Origin of the sequence: Enterobacter sp. AC1 (assembly GCF_050434705.1) — a bacterium.
GTDB lineage: Bacteria > Pseudomonadota > Gammaproteobacteria > Enterobacterales > Enterobacteriaceae > Enterobacter > Enterobacter cloacae_L.
This window is the reverse complement of the sequence record NZ_JBNDIZ010000001.1, coordinates 865,700-887,195: the sequence shown is the minus strand read 5'-3', so window position 1 is coordinate 887,195 and position 21,496 is coordinate 865,700. Positions and strand designations below refer to the sequence as shown.

The following is a 21,496-nucleotide window of genomic DNA, read 5'->3' as shown; positions in this document are numbered from 1 at the left end:
CGACAACAGGTTATCTGTAGGGTTATTACGGGTTCACGAAGGTCTTTTTCACCCGCGTCGAACGCTTGAAGTAGGGCACCAGCAGCGCGGCAGCCAGCAACGGGAAAAGCAGCTGGCGAACGGCCAGGGCGTCAGAAACGGGCGAAAAAGCAAACGCCTTCACCGCCAGCAGGACCGAAATCAGCAGCCAGATAATGTAGTGCTTAGGCACGCTCTTGCGGCGCTTAAAGAAGGCGATCGTCAGCCACAGCGTGTAGTACCACATCCCTATCGCGAAAACGAACGACACAAACCACAGCGCAATATTAAGCACGCTTTGCGACATCAGGGTCTGGATAGCATGAGGGGTAACCAGCGCGGTGGTATAAAGCAGCAGCGCAAGTGATGCGCTTAATAAAGCAACCAGCAGCCATGCCAGTGGGGCGATTAACCAGCCACCAATGCGTTCTCCAGGCGTTGCGGTCATGAACTCTCCCATAATCTGCGCGAAATGTTGTACAGCCAGTTTGCAGGGCGGAGAGTATATAACATTTCGCGCGGATGGCTACTTTCTTATAAAACGTAACGCCATACGGATTTAGGTACTTCGCCAACGTTGAACAACCGGCCGCCGGAAACCAGCTCCGCACGGCGATGGTCTGCGGCGCGATACATATTAATGATGTCCTGATTATCCGACAGGGTGTAGTTCAAATGGTCAAACAGTTTTTCCAGGCTCTCAAGCGAATTGATCTTGCGAAATTTTAATAAATAGTCCTGAACTGTCATATTAATAAGTTTCCATATAAAAGTGAGTAATACCCGTTAAGGTAATTTGTTCGAATAATAAACGGATTAATAAAGACGTAAACAGCCCACTCAGGTAACGTGACGAAATTAGGAGTTTTCTTTGCTGAAATTCAGGCATCAGACGATGCCTGGAAGAGAAGGTTAACCGTGTTCACCAGGGCTGGCAATACGTAACTGACATATTATGTCACTCTTTATTGCGGTAACCGGTTACTTAGGTTGGGCGACAGTGACAGGCTCCGGCGGCTGGTAGTTATCGATATGGCTGGCAACGCCGAGCAAAATGACCGATACCCCAAGAACAATCCATCCCGCTAATTCAATGATTCGATTAATTATTGACGTCATAATTCGTAATTGTACTTTATCCATAAATACTGGGTGCAAATGTTACAGCGAGCGCTTCCCGGCGGCAAGGGCTTTGGGAACGGTTCCCTTAAACAAAATCAGCAGGTTAATACTATGTAACAAAAACAGCCGGTACAACCTGCTATTTTACGTCATATGGCTCATTATTAATCTGTGGTAAAGCCAGACTAGCCAGTATGAAATAAGAACGTCATAAAATGAGGATGGCACTATGAGTGATAATATCCGCGTCGGGCTAATTGGATACGGCTACGCGAGCAAAACGTTTCATGCGCCTCTGATAGCCGGTACGCCGGGGATGGCGCTGGCGGCGGTATCCAGCAGCGATGCCGCTAAAGTCCATGCCGACTGGCCTTCCGTGCCGGTTGTCTCTGAGCCTAAACATCTTTTCAACGATCCGAATATTGATTTAATCGTTATCCCCACGCCGAACGATACCCACTTTCCGCTGGCAAAGGCCGCGCTGGAAGCCGGTAAGCACGTGGTTGTCGATAAGCCCTTTACCGTCACGCTGTCCCAGGCGCGCGAGCTGGACGCGCTGGCAAAAGGTCTGGGCAGGCTGCTGTCGGTTTTCCACAACCGCCGCTGGGACAGCGATTTTCTGACCGTGAAAGCACTTCTCAGCGAAGGCACGCTTGGGGAGATTACCTTTTTTGAATCGCACTTTGACCGTTTCCGCCCGCAGGTTCGCAACCGCTGGCGCGAGCAGGCCGGGCCGGGCAGCGGCATCTGGTACGATTTAGCCCCGCATCTGCTGGATCAGGCCGTAAATCTTTTTGGTCTGCCGGTGAGCATGACGGTCGATCTGGCCCAGCTCAGGCCGGGGGCGCAGACAACCGATTACTTCCACGCTGTATTAAGTTACCCCCAGCGGCGGATTGTGCTGCACGGCACGATGGTCGCGGCCGCCGAGTCGGCCCGGTACATTATTCACGGCACGCGCGGGAGCTACGTGAAGTTTGGTCTCGATCCGCAGGAGGACCGCCTGAAAAACGGCGAACGCTTGCCGCAGGAAGACTGGGGCTATGACATGCGCGACGGCGTTGTGACGCGGGTGGAAGGTGAGGAGCTGGTGGAAGAAACCTTGCTGACGATCCCGGGGAATTATCCGGCGTATTATGCGGCCGTACGCGATGCGCTGAACGGAACGGGGGAGAATCCGGTTCCGGCCAGCCAGGCGATTCAGATCATGGAGCTGATTGAGCTGGGCATTGAATCTGCCAAACATCGCGCCACGCTCTGTCTGGCATAAGGTTTAAATATGTATGTTGGCCGGGTAAGGCGTAGCCGCCACCCGGCAAATGCTCAACCGCGAGCCACTTTATCTTTCAGCGCCTGCTTCTCTGCAGGCGTCAGGAAGGCACTTTCCAGGCCGTTGATCTGCGCCTGGCGGATTTGATCGCGGCTCAGACCCGCCTGCGGCGCGGCGATATTGTACTCGTGGATAATATCCACCCCCTGTACCGCCGGATCGTCCGTGTTCAGCGAGGCCAGCACGCCGTGCTCGAGGAAGGTTTTCAGCGGGTGCTTATCAAGTGAAGCGACGGTGCTGGTCTGAATGTTGGACGTCAGACATGACTCAATCCCGATACGCTGCTCCGCCAGGAAATCCATCAGGGCGCGATCTTCAACCGCCTTCACGCCGTGACCGATGCGCTCGGCGCCCAGCTCGCGGATGGCCTGCCAGATACTTTCCGGACCCGCTGCTTCACCCGCATGGACGGTAATGTGCCAGCCGGCATCGCGCGCGCGGTTGAAATGGGAAAGGAACAGACTGCCCGGGAAGCCCAGCTCATCGCCTGCAAGGTCGACGGCGGTGATGGCATCGCGATGGGCCAGCAGCGCTTCCAGCTCCTGCAGACAGGCGGCCTCGCCGAACGTGCGGCTCATAATACCGATCAGGCGGGCCTGAACGTCGAAGGTCTTGCAGCCTTCACGCACGCCTTCAATGACCGCTTCCACCACGCCCGCAACGGGCAGGTTGTGGGTCATCGCCATATAGCCCGGCGAGAAGCGCAGCTCAACGTAATGCAGGCCGTTGCGGGCCGCATCTTCTATGTTCTCAAACGCCACGCGGCGGCAAGCATCCAATGAGGCCAGCATCTTCACGCCCCAGTCGAGTTTGCTCAGGAAGCTGACGAGGTCAGGTTCATTAGAGGTCACCTGTACATGCGGGATCAGAGACTCAAGCGTCTGAGCGGGAAGCGTTAAATTGAACTGGCGGCCAAGATCGAGGATGGTTTGGGCACGAATGTTACCGTCAAGGTGACGATGAATATCAGTTAAAGGCAGGCGTGTATCAATCATGGTCGCACTCTTTTCTGGTTAAAGTGCGCCATATTATAAAAACAAAACGAGGTAAAAAGCTATTTGCGCAAGGGAGTATTCCGTTGCGCAAATTGATTACAGGAGCGTATTAATACCGGCAATCAGTCGCTGAACCCCTTGCTCAAGCTTGCTGCGCGGGCAGCCGGCGTTAAGCCGCACAAAGCCGTTTCCTTCTTTTCCGTAGGTATATCCCGGCATGATGGCGACCTTTTGCTGCTCGATCAGCACTTTTTGCAGCGCCCGATCGTCAACGTTCAGCGGACGAAGGTCAATCCAGGCCAGATAGGTCGCTTCCGGCGGCTGCCAGTTCAGTATCGGAAAAGCGCCGTTTAATTCGCGAGCGATATACAGCAAATTCGCTTCGAGATAATGGCGTAAGGCATCCAGCCACGGCGCTCCCTCCTGATAGGCGGCGATGTGCGCCGTCAGCGCCAGCACGGCGGGGGAAGAGAGTCCGTCGCGGCCTTTTATCGCGCTGAGGTAGCCGTTTCGGCTCGCTTCATCGCCGATCAGGCCGTAAGCGCCCGTGAGCGCCGGAATATTAAAGCTTTTCGAGCCGGAAGTCAGAAGCGCCCATTTGCCGCGCGCAACCTCGCTCCACGGCGTGTGGCGATGTTCGCCCCACACCATGTCCATATGGATTTCATCGCTGATTACCGCCACGTCATAGCGTGCGCACAGCTCCGCCATGTGCGTCAGTTCATCCCGCGTCCAGACCTTGCCGGTGGGGTTTTGCGGGCTGCACAGCAGCAAAATTTTGTTTTCGGGTTTCGCCAGGGCGGCTTCAAGGGCAGCCATATTCCCTTGCCAGCCCGCCGGCTGTTTTTGCATCTCAACGGGCACCACGTGACGCGCATTGCCCTCAATGGCCTTGTAAAAGGCATCATAGGCCGGGGTGTGGACCACCACGCCGTCGCCAGGGTTTGACCAAAGCCGTATCAGCTCGGAAACCATATAGATGACGGAAGGTCCATACACAACGCTTCCAGTATCAATCCGGCTGCTAAAGCGCTGCTGGAACCAGTGCGCGATGGCGGCCAGGAATTCGTCATTTTTCCAGCGGCTGTAGCCCAATACGCCGTGATTAATACGGTCATGCAGCGCGTCGGTAATGCAGGGGGCGGTAGCGAAATCCATATCGGAGATGGTAAAGGGCAGCAAATCGGCTGCACCAAAGCGGTCCGCAACGTAGTCCCACTGCGTACACCAGGTGCCGTGTCGGTCCACGACGGTCGAGAAATCAAACATGCTTTATTCCTTAACGTAAAACCCCCTCATGGCGAGGGGGCTGAGGCATCAGGCTTCAACTGTTCGCATCAGGGTGGCCAGCTCATCCTTCACTGACTGTACCTGCGGGCCGATAACCACCTGCAAATTGTGCTGATTGAGCTGCACCACGCCGATGGCCCGGTTGGCTTTCAGGGCGTTGGTGTCGACTTTCGACATATCCGCCACCGACAGACGCAGGCGGGTAATGCAGTTATCCAGAGAGGTAATGTTATCCGCGCCGCCCAGCGCCGCCAGAATGGCCGGAGTGTTATAGCCGGATTTACCCACGGTCCCGGCAACCGCCTGCTCTACGCTGGTGGCGGTATCCGCATCACGACCCGGCGTTTTCAGGTTAAAGCGGGTGATTGCGAAGCGGAAGATGCCGTAGTACACCGCGAACCAGATAGCCGCCACGACCGGCACCAGGTACCACTTGGTGGACAGTCCGTGCAGGATCCCGAACACCACGAAGTCGATCACGTTGCCGTCGGTGTTGCCGATGGTGACGCCCAGCACCGCCATCACGGTAAAGCCCAGACCGGTTAACACGGCGTGAATCAGATACAGCGCCGGCGCAACGAACAGGAACAGGAATTCGATTGGCTCAGTGGTACCGCCCACGACGCAGGCAATCACGCCGGAGATAAGCAGGCCCTTAATTTTATGACGATTTTCCGGGCGTGCACAGTGGTACATGGCCAGCGCGGCGCCGGGCAGGCCACCGAGGAAGGCCGGCATTTTACCCTGAGACAGGAAGCGGGTTGCGCTCTCGGAGAAGCCGTGGGTGGTCGGGCAGCTCAGCTGCGCCTGGAAGATGGTCAGCGCACCGCTCACATCATGACCGCATACCTCCATGGTACCGCCTGCTTCGGTGAAGCGAATCAGGGCCACCAGGATATGCTGCAGGCCAAACGGCAGCAGCAGGCGCTCGCCGGTGCCGAAGATCATCGGACCAAAATCTCCCGCACCGTTAATGATGCGGCCAATGCCGTTGATGCCCATCGCGAAGACCGGCCAGATCAGCGGAATGATCAAACCAAACAGGCCCATCACCACCAGGGTGACAATTGGCACAAAGCGGGTGCCGCCGAAGAAGGCCAGGGCATCCGGCAGACGGATATTGTGGAAGCGCTCGTGCAGCATCCAGATAATCACCCCGGCGATCACCGCCCCGAGGATCCCGGTATCAATAGACTGAATGCCAATCACGCTCTGAATGTTGTTGGCTTTCAGCACCGCAGCGTCGGTGGTCGGCAGAATGCCTTTTGCGGTAAGCCAGAAGTTGACCGCAAGGTTCATTACCGCGTAACCCACAAACCCGGCAAACGCCGCGACGCCTTTGTTCTCGCGCGCCAGGCCCAGCGGGATAGCGATACAGAACATGACGGGCAGGAAACTGAAGGCGAAGGAGCCGACTTTACTCATCCAGATAAAGATCGCCTGCAGCGCGGGCGCGCCGAGGAACGGGATCAGCGTAATGACGTCTTTACTGCTTAGCGAGCTGCCGATCCCGAGCATGATCCCGCAGAACGAGAGGAGTGCCACGGGCAGCATAAAGGTTTTACCCAGTTGCTGGAAAAATTCCCACAGCGATATTTTTTGTGCTGCTTTCGCCGTCATAAAACGACTCCTTTATTGTTAAAATCAGTTTGTCTGCCTCAATGCTGCGAGAAGATAAAACGTTTTATCAAAGTTTAGTGCGCGCTAAATCACATTCTCAGGCTTTGACTGGTAGTATAAAGATAACGTATTGATAAAACGTTTTACCGATCTCATTTCAGGGAGTCACGCCGACACATGGCTGTAGCGAAAAAAATCACCATCAACGATGTCGCGCTGGCGGCGGGCGTTTCCGTCAGCACCGTTTCTCTGGTGCTGAGCGGGAAAGGGCGTATCTCGCCCGCAACCGGTCAGCGGGTTAACGAGGCGGTTGAGCAGCTGGGCTTTGTGCGTAATCGCCAGGCGTCGGCGCTGCGCGGCGGGCAAAGCGGGGTGATTGGCCTGATTGTTCGCGACCTGACGTCACCGTTCTATGCGGAGCTGACCGCAGGGTTAACCGAAGCGCTTGAAGCGCAGGGGAGAATGGTCTTTCTGCTGCACGGCGGGCGCGAGGCCGAACAGCTTCTCTCCCGGCTCGATATGCTGTTAAACCAGGGAGTGGACGGCGTGATCGTCGCAGGGGCGTCGGGCGTGGGCAGCGAGCTGTGCGAGCGAGCCGCCGAAAAAGGCGTACCGCTGGTGTTTGCTTCACGCGCCAGCTACCTCGACGAGGCCGATACGCTGCGACCGGATAACATGCAGGCCGCGCAAATGTTGACCGAACATCTTATTCGTCGCGGGCATCAGCGCATCGCCTGGCTGGGTGGGAAAAGCTCGTCGCTGACGCGCGCCGAGCGGGTCGGCGGCTACTGCGCAACGCTGATTAAATACGGCCTGCCGTTCCACAGCGAATGGGTCGTGGAGTGTGAATCCAGCCAGAAGAAAGCGGCGGAAGCGATAGGCGCGCTACTGCGAAGCAGCCCGACGATCAGCGCTGTGATTTGCTATAACGACGTGATTGCCATGGGCGCCTGGTTTGGCCTGATCCGCGCCGGACGCCAGAGCGGCGAGGGTGGGGTAGAAACGTTCTTCGGTCATCAGGTGGCGCTGGGGGCGTTCGCCGACGTCGGCGAAAACGCGCTGGACGATCTCCCGATCGTCTGGGCCACGACCCCCGCGCGGGAGATGGGCTACACGCTGGCGGACAGGATCATGCAGCGCATCGAGAATACGGATGTCCAGGCCGGGCACCAGATTGTGGCGGCGCGGCTGGTGACGGTGAAATAATCTCAGGTCTGTTGCGTAAGCGGGTTGAGCAGCAGCTCGGCCTCCAGGGCTTCTACAAACTTTCGTACTTTTGCCGGGATCAGGCGGGAGGTCGGATAGACCGCCCACACGGCCAGCGACTCCGGCTCGGCATCCTCCAGGACGATGCGCACGAGTTTCCCCTCTCTGAACGCCGGTTCTAAATACCAGCGAGATAAATTAGCGATGCCCATCCCGCCGAGGCAGGCTTCGAAAATGGCCTCGACAGAGTTCGCGGAGAATCGTCCCGATACCTTCTGTTTGTAGCGCTGTTCACCCCGTTCGAAAGACCAGTGGACCGTGTCTGACGTGGTCAGACAGCTGTGTGCCGCCAGATCGTTAACTGATTTTGGATAACCGTTTGCTGCCAGATACTCCGCGCTGGCGCAGAGGTCGCGCGGGTTATGGCACAGGCGATGGGCAACCAGCCGGTTATCGCGCAGCGGCGCAATGCGTAACGCCACGTCTATGCCTTTGCCGACAATATCAACCTGTTCGTCGGTGGCGAGCAAATCGACCTGCAGGGCGGGATGCTGCTGCATGAACCGGGTCAGCATGGGAGCCACAATCTTCCGGCCAAATCCCGCTGAGGCGGTAATGCGCAGGCGTCCGGAAAGGTGGGTCCCGTCGGGAAACAGGTCGGCAAGCGCGTTGCTTTTATCTTCCAGTAGCGCCTGCGCGTGAGGGAGAAAAATATCCCCGTCGCTGGTGGGCGAGAGCGAACGCGTGGTGCGGTGTACCAGCCTAACCCCCAGCTCCGCTTCGAGATGAGTCAGGGCGCGCGACGCGGCCATGGCGCTCATGGAGAGCCGACGCGCGGCGCCGGCGAGGCTACCCGCCCTGACGGCTTCTACAAAAACTTCAATATCTTCCAGTCTCATTATCTCGTTTTTCGTTATGCTGCCTTATCAAATTACATATCTACATTATTTGTCGTTACGCTGCCATAGTCTCTTCACATCCTGATAAACATGAATGTGGAGTGAAGATGAAAAAGTTGAAAACGGTTCTGGCGTTCAGTGGCATGCTGTTTGCGAGCGCAACGTGGGCAGATGCACCCGCGCAGGTGAAACAGCAGGTCCCCGGCTATTATCGCCTTGCCGTAGGGGAGTACGAGGTGACGGCGCTGTTCGACGGCTATAACGATCTTTCGCCCACGCTGTTGCAAGGCCTTTCATCCGATGCGGTTCGCAAACTGCTGGCACAACAAAAAATCGATGCCGAGCGCATGCCTACCGCCTTCAACGCCTTTCTGGTGAATACCGGTAAACACCTGGTCATGATTGACAGCGGGGGCGGGCACTGCATGGCGGAAACGGCCGGCCAGCTCATCGGCAATATGAACGCATCAGGTTATCGCCCCGAGCAGGTCGATACGATTTTCCTGACCCATCTTCATCTTGACCACGTGTGTGGCCTGAGCGATGCGGACGGCAAGGCGTTGTTCCCTAATGCCACTGTCTATGTGCCGCAGGGGGAGGCCGATTACTGGCTCGATCCGGCTAAGGAAGCGAGCGCGCCTGCGAATGCGAAACCCTATTTCGCTATCGCCCGGAATGCATTGGCTGCGTATAAAGCCACCGGACATCTCAAAACCTTTGTTCCGCCCGCTTCGCCTATTCCTGAAGTCCAGACGGCCTATGCCATTGGCCATACGCCCGGCAGCACCGTTTATCGGTTTGCTTCACAGGGAACGGCTATTAACTTCACTGGAGACCTGATTCATGCTCCTGCCGTCCAGTTCCCGCATCCTGAAGTGTCTATTCGTTTCGATGTCGAACCGAAAAAAGCCGTCTCATCCCGCTCGCAGGAATTTAACGCGCTGGCGAAAGACGGCGAGTGGATGGCCGCGGCGCATCTGCCTTTCCCGGGTATCGGGCATATCACCGCCTGGCAGCAGGGCTACCGCTGGAATCCGGTAAATTACGGTCCTTATCAACGCGCGGCCCATGTGCCTTTGCTGAAATAAAGTGAGGCTATTCGCATGAAAAGTTACACTGTAACGGCAAACGGTATCCGTCAGTTTGTGGTCGAAGAGGGTGAAGGCGCGCCGGTTATTCTTTTGCACGGTTTTCCAGAAACAAACTATGCCTGGCGCCATCAGATACCGGTTTTATCCCGCCACTATCGCGTGATTGCGCCCGATCTCCGCGGATATGGGGAAACGGATAAACCGGCTTCCGGTTATGATAAACGGAACATGGCGCGTGACATTCGGGAACTGATGCGGGTGCTGGGTCTGGAGAAAGTGGTGCTGATAGGGCACGATCGCGGGGCGCGGGTTGCGACCCGCTTTGCGAAAGATTATCCCGAGTTACTCGACCGCCTGGTGGTGATGGACAACGTGCCAACGCGTATCGTGGCGCGCGATCTGAATGCTTCAATTGCGCGTGCATACTGGTTCTTCCTGTTTCATCTTGTGCCCGACCTGCCGGAAGCCCTGATTGCGGGTCGAGAAAACGTATGGCTGCGCCACTTTTTCTCGGACTGGACCTACGACCCGTCAACCATCAGCGGTGAGGCGTTTGACACCTACGTACGGGCGTATCAGGCGCCGGGTGCCGTGCGGGGCGCAATGGCTGACTATCGCGCTAACGCAGAGGATGTGGCGCAGGATCTGGCAGACGCTGACGTGAAAATTACCTGCCCGGTCATGTCGCTGTGGGGCAATGATTTTCACGCGGTTGGCAAGCTCTTCGATATGCAAAGCGTCTGGGCCGAAATGGCGGATAACCTGCGGGCGTACGGTATTGATGAGTGCGGTCATCTGCCGCAGGAAGAGCAGCCAGAGAAAGTGAACGCGCTGCTGCTGGATTTCCTGGCGGGATGGAGAATGTAACGGGCAATAAAAAACCCCTCATCCGAGGGGTTTTGTTGTTTACTGCTGCGGCGCTGCCGGTTCGGCTGGCGCTGCGGGTTCAGCCGGATCCGGCATGCCCAGCGTCGGCATACCAAACATTCCGACAAAGTCTTCCAGCGGCATTTTATCGCCGTTGAGGGTCACCTGGCCGTTGGCATACTGCAGGCTGGTGGAAATCGTATTGTTATCCACCTTCGTGATGCGGAACATCTGGCCCATCGCCGCCAGGCCTTTCACCTGCTGGTTCGCCAGCTTGCCGGCGTCTTCATCGCCGTAGCCTTCCAGTTTCGCAATCTGGGTCATAAACTCGGTCGCCATATCCATCGGGATGGCCAGCTTGCTGTCGAGCGACTTCACGCTGCGATCCACTTCCTGCGCCAGCGTCTGGGGTTCACCCGTTGCGGTTGCCGGATCTTTCAGGAACAGAGACAGGTTAAAGCTGGTTTCGCCTTTGCTGTTCTTCCAGCTCAGCGGCGCAACGGTGACCACCGGCTCGCCCTTCAGCAGGATAGGCAGGTTGTTAAACAGCACCGCCATGGCCTGCTGCTGGTACACCTCCGGGTTCTGCTGCAGCGCGGCATCGGTCAGCAGCGCCTGGCTCTCTTTGCTGTATTTCTGGCTAAATTCGTGCCACGCCTGGCCGTCAATATTGCCGATCTTCAGCGAAAGTTTGCCGGTACCGAGATCCTGATTCTGGACCTTCAGGCTCTTCAGCGTGTAGTCCAGCTGCGTGTTGATGCTCTTGCCGTCTTTGGAAACGTCAGATGTGCCGTTGATATCCATGCCTTCCAGCACGGCCATCTCTTTGCCTTCAACCGCAATGGCAACCTTGTCGAGAGACAGTTTCTGGTCGCCGATGCGCTCTTTAAAGTCGGTCATTCGGCTGTTGCCGTCGGCTTTCAGGTTGTTGAAGGTGAGCTGTACTTTTTGGTTATATTCGTTCACGGCATTGACCAGACCGCTTTCCGCTTCACCCGTCAGGGAGAAGACGTTTCCGTCGCGGTCAGCATCAAGTTTGAAATGACCGCCGCTAAAGGCCACTTTCTCATTCTCTTTCTCGTAGTTCAGCGCTTTCAGAGCGATATCGGAACTGGTGTCACCGGCATAGCTGATGCGGGTGTCAATCTCGAAAGGTGATTCATTCTTCGCCAGGTCAAACAGCGGTTTCGTCAGGTCGTTGTTCACCAGCACGGTATGAACGGACGCCATCGATGGGATAAGGTTGAATGACTTTAACTGTGCCAGCGGGAACGGACCGTGGCTCACCACTTCGTCCAGCACCACGCTCTGACCCGGTTTCAGCCAGCCATTTTGATTACCTGCCGCCGGCTTCACCACCACCTGCATATGGCTGGTGAACACGCCGCGCTCATAATTCTGGTAGCTTAGCTCAAGACCCGCTTCCGGCGCGCTGCGCTTAATCTCTCCGTTCGCCTGCGCCACCATTTCCGCCAGACGACCTTCCAGCTGTTTCCCGGTAAACCAGGAGGCACCCGTCCAGACCACGCCTAACGCTACAATCACTCCAACCGCTACGACCGATTTTTTCATTGCGACTATCCCTAAAATGAAACCAAGCGGTAAAAACCGCCCGGAGATATAAAGCCTTAAACTAGCTTAGCAAGAGTTGTTAAAAAATTCAGTAAGTGCTTATAGCTTATTAAAAACGCGCGCCAGACGACCGGTGCCGCTCACGCTAACCGGCGACTCGTTCGCTGCAACAAAAGCCGACTCGCCCGGCTTGAGCACCAGACGCTGATGGCCTTTCTGCAGCGTCGCTTCGCCCTCCACGCAGAACAGGATTGCCGCGCTCTCCTGAGCAATGGTCGCTTCTGTCTGGCTCAGGTCGTGCAGGGAGAAAGCAAAATCATCGACCGGAATAGGGAAGTCCAGCTCTGCGCCATTTTTCACCGGCTGAGTCAGCAGCGCTGCGGCAGGTTTCGCCACGAACTTCACGTTGGCAACCAGCTCAGGGATGTCGATGTATTTCGGCGTCAGGCCCGCGCGCAGCACGTTGTCGGAGTTGGCCATCACCTCCAGCGCCACGCCCTGCAGGTAGGCGTGCGGGGTTTCTGCGAACAGGAACATCGCTTCGCCCGGGTTCAGCTTTACCACGTTCAGCAGCAGAGGGGAGAACAGGCCGCTGTCGTCCGGGTAGAACTCAGAAATCAGGCGGATGGTATCCCACGGCTCACCCTGCTGCGCGTTCAGCGCCGCTTTCAGCACCGCCAGCGCGTGGGATTTCTCTTCACCCTGCATGTTCAACAGGCTGGCAAACAGCTGGCTCAGGCCTTCAGCATTGGCGTTTTCGAGGAAGTGGGCGATAGCCTTGTTCGCGCCGGCAACCGGCTGCAGCAGAGAGACGATCTCGGCGAACTCGCGAAAGGCGTTCATCGCCAGGAACGGAGTCAGCGCAAAGACCAGCTCTGGCTTATGGTTAGGATCTTTGTAGTTACGCTCGGCAGCGTCTAACGGAATACCCGCCGCGTTCTCTTTCGCAAAGCCAATTTCAGAGGCTTTCTTGTTCGGGTGAACCTGGATGGAGAGCGGCTGGTCGGCGCACAGCACTTTAAACAGGAACGGCAGTTCGCCGAAGCGCTGAGCAACCTTGTCGCCCAGCAGCGCGGTTTTATCGGCGTCGATCGCGTCGCGCAGGCTGCGTACCTGGCCGCTGGCGTCTTCAACTTTTGAGCTGCTCTTCGGGTGTGCACCCATCCACAGTTCTGCCATCGGCAGGTTGTTCGGGTTGGCGATACCGTAGAGATCCGTTAACGCAGTTTTACTTCCCCAGGCGTAGTTTTGCACCGAGTTAATGAGTTTTTGCATTATCAAGCCCTGATTCAATTAAGGAATTCACTCCGGGTATTAAAGCAATAAACCACATGGAAGTAACCTGTGGATGTAAAAAGTCGTACTAGTCTCAGTTTTTGTTAAAAAATTGTGTAGGATAAGCTGACTCGCTTTTAAGCCGGGCAGCGGAACATCTGCCCTGAATAAACAGACCGAAGCAGTAAGTGAGAGAACAATGTCGAATAAACCCTTCCATTATCAGGATCCTTTCCCCCTCAGTAAGGATCGGACCGAGTATTACCTGTTAACCCGCGATCATGTCTCCGTCTCTGAGTTTGAAGGACAAGAGATCCTCAAGGTGGATCCGCAGGCGCTGACGCTGCTGGCGCAGCACGCATTCCACGACGCGTCGTTTATGCTCCGTCCTGCGCACCAGCAGCAGGTTGCCGATATTCTGAGCGACCCGCAGGCCAGCGAAAACGATAAATACGTTGCTCTGCAGTTCCTGCGTAACTCCGATATCGCGGCAAAAGGCATTCTGCCGACCTGCCAGGATACCGGCACGGCGATCATCGTCGGTAAAAAAGGGCAGCGCGTCTGGACCGGCGGCGGTGATGAAGCGGCGCTGGCGCACGGCGTTTACAACACCTACATCGAAGACAACCTGCGCTATTCGCAAAACGCGGCGCTGGATATGTATAAAGAGGTCAACACCGGCACCAACCTGCCTGCGCAGATCGATCTCTACAGCGTTGACGGTGACGAGTACAAATTCCTCTGTATCGCCAAAGGCGGCGGTTCAGCCAACAAAACCTATCTCTACCAGGAAACCAAAGCGCTGCTCACCCCGGGCAAGCTGAAGAACTACCTGGTTGAGAAAATGCGCACGCTCGGCACCGCCGCGTGCCCGCCGTACCATATCGCCTTTGTGATTGGCGGTACCTCGGCGGAAAGCACGCTGAAAACCGTGAAGCTGGCCTCAACCAAATACTACGACGGTCTGCCCACCGAAGGTAACGAGCACGGCCAGGCGTTCCGCGACGTTCAGCTTGAGCAGGAACTGCTGGAAGAAGCGCGTAATCTGGGCCTCGGCGCGCAGTTTGGCGGCAAATACTTTGCCCACGACGTGCGCGTGATCCGTCTGCCCCGTCACGGCGCATCCTGCCCGGTCGGGATGGGCGTGTCCTGCTCTGCGGATCGCAACATCAAGGCGAAGATCAACCGCGAAGGCGTGTGGATCGAAAAGCTGGAAAACAACCCGGGCAAATACATCCCGGAAGCGCTGCGTAAAGCGGGCGAGGGCGAGGCGGTTCGCGTTGACCTCAACCGTCCGATGAAAGAGATCCTGGCGCAGCTTTCGCAGTATCCGGTCTCGACCCGCCTCTCCCTGAACGGCACGATTATCGTGGGCCGCGACATCGCGCACGCGAAGCTGAAGGAGCGTCTGGACAACGGCGAAGGGCTGCCGCAGTACATTAAAGATCACCCGATCTACTACGCGGGCCCGGCGAAAACGCCTGAAGGCTATGCCTCTGGTTCGTTAGGCCCCACCACGGCTGGCCGTATGGACTCGTACGTTGACCAGCTGCAGGCCAACGGCGGCAGCATGATCATGCTGGCGAAAGGCAACCGTAGCCAGCAGGTGACGGACGCCTGCCATAAGCACGGCGGTTTCTACCTCGGCAGCATCGGCGGCCCGGCTGCGGTCCTGGCGCAGGGCAGCATCAAGAGCCTGGAGTGCGTGGAATACCCGGAACTGGGTATGGAAGCGATCTGGAAAATTGAAGTAGAAGATTTCCCGGCGTTTATCCTGGTGGATGACAAAGGTAACGACTTCTTCAAGCAGATCCAGTCCTCTCAGTGTTCGGCCTGTGTGAAGTAATTCTGTAAATTGCCGGGTGGCGGCTGCGCCTTACCCGACCTTCGTGTCTGGTAGGTCAGGTAAGCGTCAGCGCCACTCGACACCAAAAAGAGCGCACAAAGCGCCATAACGTTTCTCAGAAGTCATCAATACTTATCCCTTAAGCATGTGAGCAATCCCGACAGTGTTATCAAGGAGAAAGTAATGACAACGGTACGCCATGAGAAAGACTCTATGGGCGCAATCGAGGTTCCGGGCGACAAGCTATGGGGCGCGCAAACCCAGCGTTCGCTGGAACATTTCCGTATTTCGACCGAAAAAATGCCCGTCTCGCTGATCCAGGCGCTGGCGCTCACCAAACGTGCAGCCGCGAAAGTAAACCAGGATCTGGGCCTGCTGGCGGCAGACAAGGCCACCGCCATTATCAATGCCGCCGATGAAGTGCTGGCGGGCAAGCATCCTGACGAATTCCCCCTTGCCATCTGGCAGACCGGTTCCGGCACCCAGAGCAATATGAACATGAACGAAGTGCTGGCAAACCGGGCCAGCGAGCTGCTGGGCGGCGTTCGCGGCATGGAGCGCAAGGTTCACCCGAACGATGACGTGAACAAAAGCCAGAGCTCTAACGACGTCTTCCCGACGGCGATGCACGTGGCGGCGGTGATCGCTGTCCGCGAGCAGCTTATCCCCCAGCTCAACGTGCTCAAAACCACGCTCAACGAGAAGGCGCAGGCCTTCCGCGACATCGTTAAAATTGGCCGTACGCACCTGCAGGACGCCACGCCCCTGACGCTCGGGCAGGAGATTTCCGGCTGGGTGGCGATGCTGGAACATAACCTGAAGCATATTGAGTACAGCCTGCCGCACCTGGCGGAGCTGGCGCTCGGCGGTACGGCGGTCGGTACCGGGTTAAATACCCACCCTGAATACGCGGTGCGCGTGGCTGAGGAGCTTGCCGCTATTACCGGGCAGCCGTTTGTCACCGCACCCAATAAGTTCGAAGCCCTGGCGACCTGCGATGCGCTGGTTCACACTCACGGTGCCCTGAAGGGGCTGGCGGCTTCACTGATGAAAATTGCCAACGACGTGCGCTGGCTGGCCTCCGGTCCACGCTGCGGTATCGGCGAAATCAGCATTCCGGAAAACGAGCCGGGCAGCTCTATCATGCCGGGTAAGGTTAACCCGACCCAGTGCGAAGCCATGACCATGCTCTGCTGTCAGGTAATGGGCAACGACGTGGCCGTCAACATGGGCGGCGCGTCCGGCAACTTCGAGCTGAACGTCTATCGCCCGATGGTGATCCACAACGTTCTGCAATCGATTCGTCTGCTGGCGGACGGGATGGAGAGCTTTAACGAGCATTGCGCGGTGGGCATTGAGCCAAACCGCGAGCGTATCAGCCAGCTGATGAATGAATCATTAATGCTGGTGACCGCACTCAATACCCATATCGGCTACGACAAAGCCGCCGAGATCGCCAAGAAAGCGCATAAAGAGGGGCTGACGCTGAAAGCCTCCGCCCTGGCGCTGGGTTATCTGACGGAGGCGGAGTTCGACGCCTGGGTACGCCCGGAAGCGATGGTCGGCAGTCTGAAATAATCATCCCGCCACGTACAGGTGCAGCCGCGGAATAATCAGCTGTAGCGGTTGCGCCTGAGGTCTGTAACGATGCTGAACATTTTCGGCATCGTAATTCAACAGTTCGCCAATATCCGGCACGATGGCTCCCTTATCGGCATCATAAAGCGCAATCAGCGGCGTCGGGCAGGCGTACTGCACCTGTTTTTGCTGGCCGGAATACCAGACGCGGGCGATGGGCTGAACCTTCACCGGGCGCTTGATCTTGAGCCGCGTATCCGCCGGCAGTGAAGCGATGCTGTGATATTCCTGCTCCAGGCGCTCGATCCACTGCTCACGCGACCACGGGGCGACGGTGCGCGGCGCCTTGAGGCTTTTTTCCAGCAGCGCCAGAACCTCTTCCCGGGTGAAGTTTTTAATGATGTGCTTGTTCGCCCAGCCGAAGCGCAGCGTGGCAGGGTGACGCAGTACCGTCAGCGTGCGGTAGGCATTCAGGGTAATCAGCCCCGGAAGCTGGCGGTGCACCCACTCAAACCGGGCGGCAGGGGCGAGGCCCGACTCTTCGGTGACGATCTTTTCAAACGTCGCTTTCAGGGCGTTGACATGGGCAATCTGGGTTTCCAGCGCCTCGCACGCTGCGGCATCGGTTTGCAGACAGATCACGCCAGGCAGGCGCACGGCCGCCTTGCTGCTGCGCTGTTCTGACTGCTGCTGGATAAAGAGATGGCGATAGTGTTTCATCGTAAGCTCTCGTGCGGCGCTGCCGATATGTTGTTTCACCTCGATGGTATCCAGCGGATCGTGCTCGGCCCCTTTGGCCACGTCGGGCAGGGTAAAGACGCGCGCGGCCAGCAGGCGGCAGGTCTGCAAACGTTCGGTCAGGGTAAGTAGCTCGTGCTCTATTTCGCGAAAGGTGCTGTTCAGCCTTTCGATGAGATCGTAGGATGCCATAAACACTCTCATTAGTTACAACATACTTATCATATAGCACAGCACGCCGGGTCAGGCCAGCATGCGGTTTAGGTCAGGCAGGAACGGGAAGCGCGATGTTATGGTATACCGGCCAGCTAAAGCAGAAGCGCGCGCCGCCAAGCTCGCTCTCCTCGCAATGCACCGTGCCGCCCATTGCCTGCGCGATAGAGTAGACAATCGCCAGCCCCAGGCCACATCCTCCGGTGGCGCGGTCGCGGCTCGGGTCGAGGCGAACAAACGGCTCGAACACGGTTTCGCGTGCTTCCGGGGCAATCCCCGGTCCGTCATCCTCAACCGTCAGGCTGGCCTGGTTGCCCTGCAAATCCAGGCCAATCTGGAGCGTACTTTCGCTGTAGCGCATGGCATTGTTGATCAGATTATCCAGCACGCGCTCCATCAGGCGCATATCGAGCGCGCCGTAATCGCCCGGCGTGACGCGGGTCAACAGCGTGCGCTGCGGGTTCACGCTCTGGACATCATCAATGTGGGTTTGCAGCCAGTCAGGCAGGTCCGGCGTGCTGAGGTTAAGTTCGTTCTGCGGACGATCGAGACGCGCGTAGGTCAGCAGCTCCTCGATCAGCGCTTCAAGCTGACCAATATCGCGGTTAAGGGCCTGAGACTCCGCTTCCGTCAGATTCTCGCTCATCTCCAGACGATAGCGCAGGCGAACCAGCGGGGTTCGCAGCTCGTGCGCAATCCCGTCAATGAGTTGCTTCTTGCTGGCGATAAGGGCATTGATATTATCGGCCATCTGGTTAAAGGCCACGCCCAGACGTTCAAAGCTGGAGCCGCTGTCGAAGTGAATACGCTCGGTAAAATGCCCCTCGCCAAAACGCTGCGCGGCGGATTCGAGCTTCAGCATGTCCTGCCAGTGCGGACGCATCCAGATAAAGACCGGAAACGCGAGCGAAATGGCGATAAAGGCCATCAGCGCCATGTCCAGCAGACGCATCTGATGCAGATAATAGAGATAAGGCACCGGCCCGACGGCCAGCACGTAGTGGCTGCGCGGAATTCGCTGGATAAAGGTATATTTCTCATCCAGCGCGATGATGTCCCCATCGCGCAGACGCTGCATGGCGGGCGGATCCAGGACGAAATCCTTCAACGGCTCGATGCGTAAATCGAACGACAGATTCAGATCCAGCTCTTTCAGGGTTTTAGCCCAGTCGTGGGGGGGGATCTCTCTCAGCTCGCTGCGCATCAGATACAGCGAGCTTTTCATCAGATCATCCAGAGACTGCCTGCCCGCACGTTCGGCGGTAAATTTATACACCAGCCCGACCAGCATGGTCATGACAAGGAAGCAGACAAACAGCAAAAGATAAAACTGCACAAACAGCTTTTTCATTGGATCTCACCGAAAAAACGCTATATGCAGAATATACATGAAAAGCCTTCGCGTTTTTCATGTCTGTGGAGCGTGTTACATGGCTTTCGCGCTGTTTTTTACCTTGGCGATGAATTTTTCAGTTACGGCCAGGCCTTCCGCAATGTCCGTATCAATCACATCGGTCCCGAATTCGTTAATTAAATCCAGGAGAATTTCGTAAGACTGGATGAGTTCAAGGAGATCAAAGAGCGCTTTTTGATCGGCGCGTGAGGGAGTGGAATGGCCAAGCGTTGCCTGATTAACAATCCATTCAAGATTGGTTTTGATAGCTTCTACCTGAATGTAGCTATACATATTTCATGGGCTTAAATCCTCATTTCAAGATTTATGGGAGAGATGTCGTGAAAGCTTCACGGCGAAAAATGAGTAAAACGGTCGCAAGAGCGTGATGAGCTGAAGAAAGGAGAGTCGAGAAGGTAATTATGGAATAGTTCGCGGGCTTAGCAAGCTAATTGTTGCGTAAACGTAAAAATAAACGCGCGAAAGAAGGGCATTATCGCGTAATGCCTTCTTTTCGCGCAGGGTATCTTATTCGGAAACGCGATCAGGTTTCCCAGGCGTGAGGGGCGAACAGATAGCCCTTGTTACGCACGGTTTTGATGCGGTAAGGCTCGGTGGCGTTATCCTGCAGTTTTTTGCGCAGGCGCGAAATCGCAACGTCCACGCTGCGGTCCATGCCGTCATAGCTTACGCCGCGCAGGTTTTTCAGCAGCGCGTCACGGTCCATGATTTGCCCGGCATGCGTTGCCAGCTCCCACAGCAGGTCAAAGTCTGCGGTGGAGAGGGCAATAAGCTCGCCGGAAAGCAGAACCTGACGGTTGATCGGATCAATCGACAGCGTCCCAAAACGCATCGCTTTATGCGGCGTCAGAGACGGCGCGGGCGCTTCGCGCTCGATGCTGGCGTGCTGGCGTAAGTGGAGGCGCAGGCGGGCAAGCAGGACGGCAGGCGGTGTGGTTTTCAGAATGTAGTCATTGGCACCCATCTCCAGCGACAGAATATGGTTCATATCGCTGTCCAGGGAGGTGAGGAGTACGATAGGGCCGTCCCAGCGGGCGCGCAGGTCGCGGCAGAGCGTCATGCCGTCTTTTCCAGGCAACATGATATCCAGCAACACCAGATCCGGGTTTTCACGGACGACCACCTCTTCGGCACGATCGCCGCGAGGTTCAACAATGACGTCCATATCATGTTTACCCAGATAGGCCGCGATCAATTGCCCGACTTCGGGTTCGTCTTCAACATAAACAATCTTATTCATACACGTCTGTTTTCGTGAAAAAAGCCAACATACACCGCGGAACCTTAACCTTCCATTAATCTTTCAAAATTAACGCCGGTTACGTTATTCTGGCTCATATTGTTATTTGATTGTTATAGGAAAAAGTATGGGGCTGGCGATCAAAGCCGCGCTGGGTGCGCTGGTGATGTTACTGATTGGCGTTCTGGCAAAAACGAAAAATTACTATATTGCCGGGCTAATCCCGCTCTTCCCGACCTTTGCGCTTATCGCCCACTATATTGTGGCGTCTGAGCGGGGTACGGAAGCGTTACGCACGACCATCGTGTTTGGCATGTGGTCTATCATCCCTTATTTTCTTTATCTGCTTTCGCTGTGGTATTTCACCGGTTATCTGCGTCTTCCCCTGGCGCTGAGCGGGGCGGTGGTCTGCTGGGGGCTCAGCGCCTGGGTGTTAATTTTCTTCTGGAGCCGCTTTCACTAGCGCAGCGGTCGGCCGCCGTCCACGGCAAACGTTCTGCCGGTGACGTAGCAGCTGGTGAGGAGGTAATCCACAAGGTCGATTACCTCTTTCTCGCCCGGGGCAATTTTCATTAGCGACTTATTCAGCGCCTGCTGGCGATACTCTGCATCATCGTTTTCGTTAAACAAAATCATCGCCGGGGCGATAGCGTTCACCTTCACCTCCGGCGCGAGCTTGCGGGCAAACGAGCGCGTCATGTTATCCAGAGCGGCTTTACTGGCCGCATAGGCGATGTGCTTGTCGCTCCCGCGCTCCACCACATAATCGGTGAAGTGGATAATATCCCCCGCAGCATGCCCATGGCCGCGCAGCAGATCCTGCAGGGCGTGATTAAGCAGATAAGGCGCGTTGACGTGGATCTGCAGCATGGCGGAAAGCGTTTCGCTGAGCGAGGTACCGGGTTTTTCGGCCCGCCAGGCGCTGGCGTTATGGATCACGGCGCGCAGCCCCGGCGTGGTGGATTTCACCTTTTCCGCAAAGGCCAGAATGCCGTCATCGGTCGAAAAATCAGCCTGAATGCAAACCGCCCCGGCTTTGCGCAGACCTTCAATTGACGGGTATTCCGTACGGTAGCTGACAATAACCGGATGGCGAAGGTTGAGAAAATGATGGGCGAGGGCGAGGCCGATACGGCGGCCTCCACCGGTGATCAGTATTGGGCGAAGCTGTGCATTTCCCAT

General features: G+C 56.6%; 21 protein-coding genes. 7 read left to right on the top strand and 14 right to left on the bottom strand.

Features of this window, described 5'->3' with window-relative positions; genetic code table 11:
- Nucleotides 1–25 precede the first annotated feature (25 nt).
- The 3 genes from M2433_RS04200 to blr form a co-directional block, all read right to left on the bottom strand.
- Nucleotides 26–466, bottom strand: a complete 441-nt coding sequence (locus M2433_RS04200; protein WP_047348777.1) for a DUF2569 domain-containing protein — start codon at nucleotides 464–466, stop codon at nucleotides 26–28.
- 86 nt (nucleotides 467–552) lie between these two features.
- A complete protein-coding gene (ydgT, locus tag M2433_RS04195; protein ID WP_013096896.1) occupies nucleotides 553–768 on the bottom strand; it encodes a transcription modulator YdgT in 216 nt (71 codons plus the stop codon).
- Between the two features lie 231 nt (nucleotides 769–999).
- Complete coding sequence (gene blr / locus M2433_RS04190; RefSeq protein ID WP_168112406.1) at nucleotides 1,000–1,125, bottom strand: division septum protein Blr; 126 nt, start codon at nucleotides 1,123–1,125, stop codon at nucleotides 1,000–1,002.
- Between the two features lie 244 nt (nucleotides 1,126–1,369).
- Here blr and M2433_RS04185 point away from each other — a divergent pair, with 244 nt between their 5' ends.
- Nucleotides 1,370–2,410: an oxidoreductase gene (locus M2433_RS04185; protein ID WP_264438845.1), complete on the top strand. Its 1,041-nt coding sequence runs from the start codon at nucleotides 1,370–1,372 to the stop codon at nucleotides 2,408–2,410.
- Between the two features lie 53 nt (nucleotides 2,411–2,463).
- Here the strand turns inward: M2433_RS04185 and add are convergent, their stop codons facing one another.
- The 3 genes from add to malX form a co-directional block, all read right to left on the bottom strand.
- Nucleotides 2,464–3,465 carry an adenosine deaminase gene (gene add / locus M2433_RS04180; protein WP_429052997.1) on the bottom strand — a complete coding sequence of 334 codons (1,002 nt, stop codon included), beginning with the start codon at nucleotides 3,463–3,465 and terminating at the stop codon, nucleotides 2,464–2,466.
- Between the two features lie 96 nt (nucleotides 3,466–3,561).
- Entirely contained in the window at nucleotides 3,562–4,734 is a 1,173-nt protein-coding gene (locus tag M2433_RS04175) for a MalY/PatB family protein (RefSeq protein WP_429052996.1), read from the bottom strand.
- A gap of 48 nt (nucleotides 4,735–4,782) precedes the next feature.
- A complete protein-coding gene (gene malX / locus M2433_RS04170; RefSeq protein ID WP_429052995.1) occupies nucleotides 4,783–6,375 on the bottom strand; it encodes a maltose/glucose-specific PTS transporter subunit IIBC in 1,593 nt (530 codons plus the stop codon).
- 177 nt (nucleotides 6,376–6,552) lie between these two features.
- On the opposite strand from malX, the gene M2433_RS04165 reads away from it, so the two are divergent.
- Nucleotides 6,553–7,581, top strand: coding sequence for a Mal regulon transcriptional regulator MalI (locus M2433_RS04165; RefSeq protein WP_429052994.1), 1,029 nt, complete (start codon nucleotides 6,553–6,555; stop codon nucleotides 7,579–7,581).
- A gap of 2 nt (nucleotides 7,582–7,583) precedes the next feature.
- Here the strand turns inward: M2433_RS04165 and M2433_RS04160 are convergent, their stop codons facing one another.
- Nucleotides 7,584–8,480: a LysR family transcriptional regulator gene (locus tag M2433_RS04160; protein ID WP_429052993.1), complete on the bottom strand. Its 897-nt coding sequence runs from the start codon at nucleotides 8,478–8,480 to the stop codon at nucleotides 7,584–7,586.
- Between the two features lie 107 nt (nucleotides 8,481–8,587).
- On the opposite strand from M2433_RS04160, the gene M2433_RS04155 reads away from it, so the two are divergent.
- A complete protein-coding gene (locus M2433_RS04155) occupies nucleotides 8,588–9,568 on the top strand; it encodes an MBL fold metallo-hydrolase (RefSeq protein WP_429052992.1) in 981 nt (326 codons plus the stop codon).
- Nucleotides 9,569–9,583: 15 nt separating this feature from the next.
- Complete coding sequence (locus M2433_RS04150) at nucleotides 9,584–10,438, top strand: alpha/beta fold hydrolase (RefSeq protein WP_429052991.1); 855 nt, start codon at nucleotides 9,584–9,586, stop codon at nucleotides 10,436–10,438.
- Between the two features lie 39 nt (nucleotides 10,439–10,477).
- Here M2433_RS04150 and M2433_RS04145 read toward each other — a convergent pair whose 3' ends face one another.
- Both M2433_RS04145 and manA read right to left on the bottom strand, forming a co-directional pair.
- Nucleotides 10,478–12,010: a YdgA family protein gene (locus tag M2433_RS04145; RefSeq protein ID WP_429052990.1), complete on the bottom strand. Its 1,533-nt coding sequence runs from the start codon at nucleotides 12,008–12,010 to the stop codon at nucleotides 10,478–10,480.
- 99 nt (nucleotides 12,011–12,109) lie between these two features.
- The gene (gene manA / locus M2433_RS04140) at nucleotides 12,110–13,285 is read right to left on the bottom strand and encodes a mannose-6-phosphate isomerase (protein WP_429052989.1); all 1,176 of its coding nucleotides are present in this window, start codon (nucleotides 13,283–13,285) and stop codon (nucleotides 12,110–12,112) included.
- A gap of 199 nt (nucleotides 13,286–13,484) precedes the next feature.
- Here manA and fumA point away from each other — a divergent pair, with 199 nt between their 5' ends.
- Nucleotides 13,485–15,131 (top strand): class I fumarate hydratase FumA, encoded by a 1,647-nt coding sequence (fumA, locus tag M2433_RS04135; RefSeq protein ID WP_059312007.1) that lies wholly within the window; start codon nucleotides 13,485–13,487, stop codon nucleotides 15,129–15,131.
- Between the two features lie 183 nt (nucleotides 15,132–15,314).
- Nucleotides 15,315–16,709: a class II fumarate hydratase gene (fumC, locus tag M2433_RS04130; RefSeq protein WP_429052988.1), complete on the top strand. Its 1,395-nt coding sequence runs from the start codon at nucleotides 15,315–15,317 to the stop codon at nucleotides 16,707–16,709.
- Here fumC and tus read toward each other — a convergent pair whose 3' ends face one another.
- The 4 genes from tus to rstA form a co-directional block, all read right to left on the bottom strand.
- A complete protein-coding gene (gene tus / locus M2433_RS04125; RefSeq protein ID WP_429052987.1) occupies nucleotides 16,710–17,639 on the bottom strand; it encodes a DNA replication terminus site-binding protein in 930 nt (309 codons plus the stop codon).
- A 73-nt stretch (nucleotides 17,640–17,712) separates the two neighbouring features.
- Nucleotides 17,713–19,011: a two-component system sensor histidine kinase RstB gene (rstB, locus tag M2433_RS04120; RefSeq protein ID WP_047348766.1), complete on the bottom strand. Its 1,299-nt coding sequence runs from the start codon at nucleotides 19,009–19,011 to the stop codon at nucleotides 17,713–17,715.
- 75 nt (nucleotides 19,012–19,086) lie between these two features.
- Complete coding sequence (locus tag M2433_RS04115) at nucleotides 19,087–19,347, bottom strand: hypothetical protein (RefSeq protein WP_429052986.1); 261 nt, start codon at nucleotides 19,345–19,347, stop codon at nucleotides 19,087–19,089.
- Between the two features lie 250 nt (nucleotides 19,348–19,597).
- A complete protein-coding gene (gene rstA / locus M2433_RS04110; RefSeq protein ID WP_100170752.1) occupies nucleotides 19,598–20,314 on the bottom strand; it encodes a two-component system response regulator RstA in 717 nt (238 codons plus the stop codon).
- A 127-nt stretch (nucleotides 20,315–20,441) separates the two neighbouring features.
- Here rstA and M2433_RS04105 point away from each other — a divergent pair, with 127 nt between their 5' ends.
- A complete protein-coding gene (locus M2433_RS04105; protein ID WP_429052985.1) occupies nucleotides 20,442–20,777 on the top strand; it encodes a GlpM family protein in 336 nt (111 codons plus the stop codon).
- Here the strand turns inward: M2433_RS04105 and folM are convergent.
- Nucleotides 20,774–21,496 (bottom strand): dihydromonapterin reductase, encoded by a 723-nt coding sequence (gene folM, locus M2433_RS04100; protein ID WP_047348762.1) that lies wholly within the window; start codon nucleotides 21,494–21,496, stop codon nucleotides 20,774–20,776. The genes M2433_RS04105 and folM overlap by 4 nt on opposite strands.

Coding starts and splice junctions, on each gene's coding strand:
- M2433_RS04165 (WP_429052994.1), top strand. CDS start 6,553: ATGGCTGTAGCGAAAAAAATCACCATCAACGATGTCGCGCTGGCGGCG.
- folM (WP_047348762.1), bottom strand. CDS start 21,496: ATGGGAAATGCACAGCTTCGCCCAATACTGATCACCGGTGGAGGCCGC.
- M2433_RS04150 (WP_429052991.1), top strand. CDS start 9,584: ATGAAAAGTTACACTGTAACGGCAAACGGTATCCGTCAGTTTGTGGTC.
- manA (WP_429052989.1), bottom strand. CDS start 13,285: ATGCAAAAACTCATTAACTCGGTGCAAAACTACGCCTGGGGAAGTAAA.
- tus (WP_429052987.1), bottom strand. CDS start 17,639: ATGGCATCCTACGATCTCATCGAAAGGCTGAACAGCACCTTTCGCGAA.
- rstB (WP_047348766.1), bottom strand. CDS start 19,011: ATGAAAAAGCTGTTTGTGCAGTTTTATCTTTTGCTGTTTGTCTGCTTC.
- M2433_RS04145 (WP_429052990.1), bottom strand. CDS start 12,010: ATGAAAAAATCGGTCGTAGCGGTTGGAGTGATTGTAGCGTTAGGCGTG.
- M2433_RS04175 (WP_429052996.1), bottom strand. CDS start 4,734: ATGTTTGATTTCTCGACCGTCGTGGACCGACACGGCACCTGGTGTACG.
- M2433_RS04185 (WP_264438845.1), top strand. CDS start 1,370: ATGAGTGATAATATCCGCGTCGGGCTAATTGGATACGGCTACGCGAGC.
- fumC (WP_429052988.1), top strand. CDS start 15,315: ATGACAACGGTACGCCATGAGAAAGACTCTATGGGCGCAATCGAGGTT.
- M2433_RS04155 (WP_429052992.1), top strand. CDS start 8,588: ATGAAAAAGTTGAAAACGGTTCTGGCGTTCAGTGGCATGCTGTTTGCG.
- M2433_RS04115 (WP_429052986.1), bottom strand. CDS start 19,347: ATGTATAGCTACATTCAGGTAGAAGCTATCAAAACCAATCTTGAATGG.
- M2433_RS04105 (WP_429052985.1), top strand. CDS start 20,442: ATGGGGCTGGCGATCAAAGCCGCGCTGGGTGCGCTGGTGATGTTACTG.
- M2433_RS04200 (WP_047348777.1), bottom strand. CDS start 466: ATGACCGCAACGCCTGGAGAACGCATTGGTGGCTGGTTAATCGCCCCA.
- fumA (WP_059312007.1), top strand. CDS start 13,485: ATGTCGAATAAACCCTTCCATTATCAGGATCCTTTCCCCCTCAGTAAG.
- add (WP_429052997.1), bottom strand. CDS start 3,465: ATGATTGATACACGCCTGCCTTTAACTGATATTCATCGTCACCTTGAC.
- malX (WP_429052995.1), bottom strand. CDS start 6,375: ATGACGGCGAAAGCAGCACAAAAAATATCGCTGTGGGAATTTTTCCAG.
- M2433_RS04160 (WP_429052993.1), bottom strand. CDS start 8,480: ATGAGACTGGAAGATATTGAAGTTTTTGTAGAAGCCGTCAGGGCGGGT.
- ydgT (WP_013096896.1), bottom strand. CDS start 768: ATGACAGTTCAGGACTATTTATTAAAATTTCGCAAGATCAATTCGCTT.
- rstA (WP_100170752.1), bottom strand. CDS start 20,314: ATGAATAAGATTGTTTATGTTGAAGACGAACCCGAAGTCGGGCAATTG.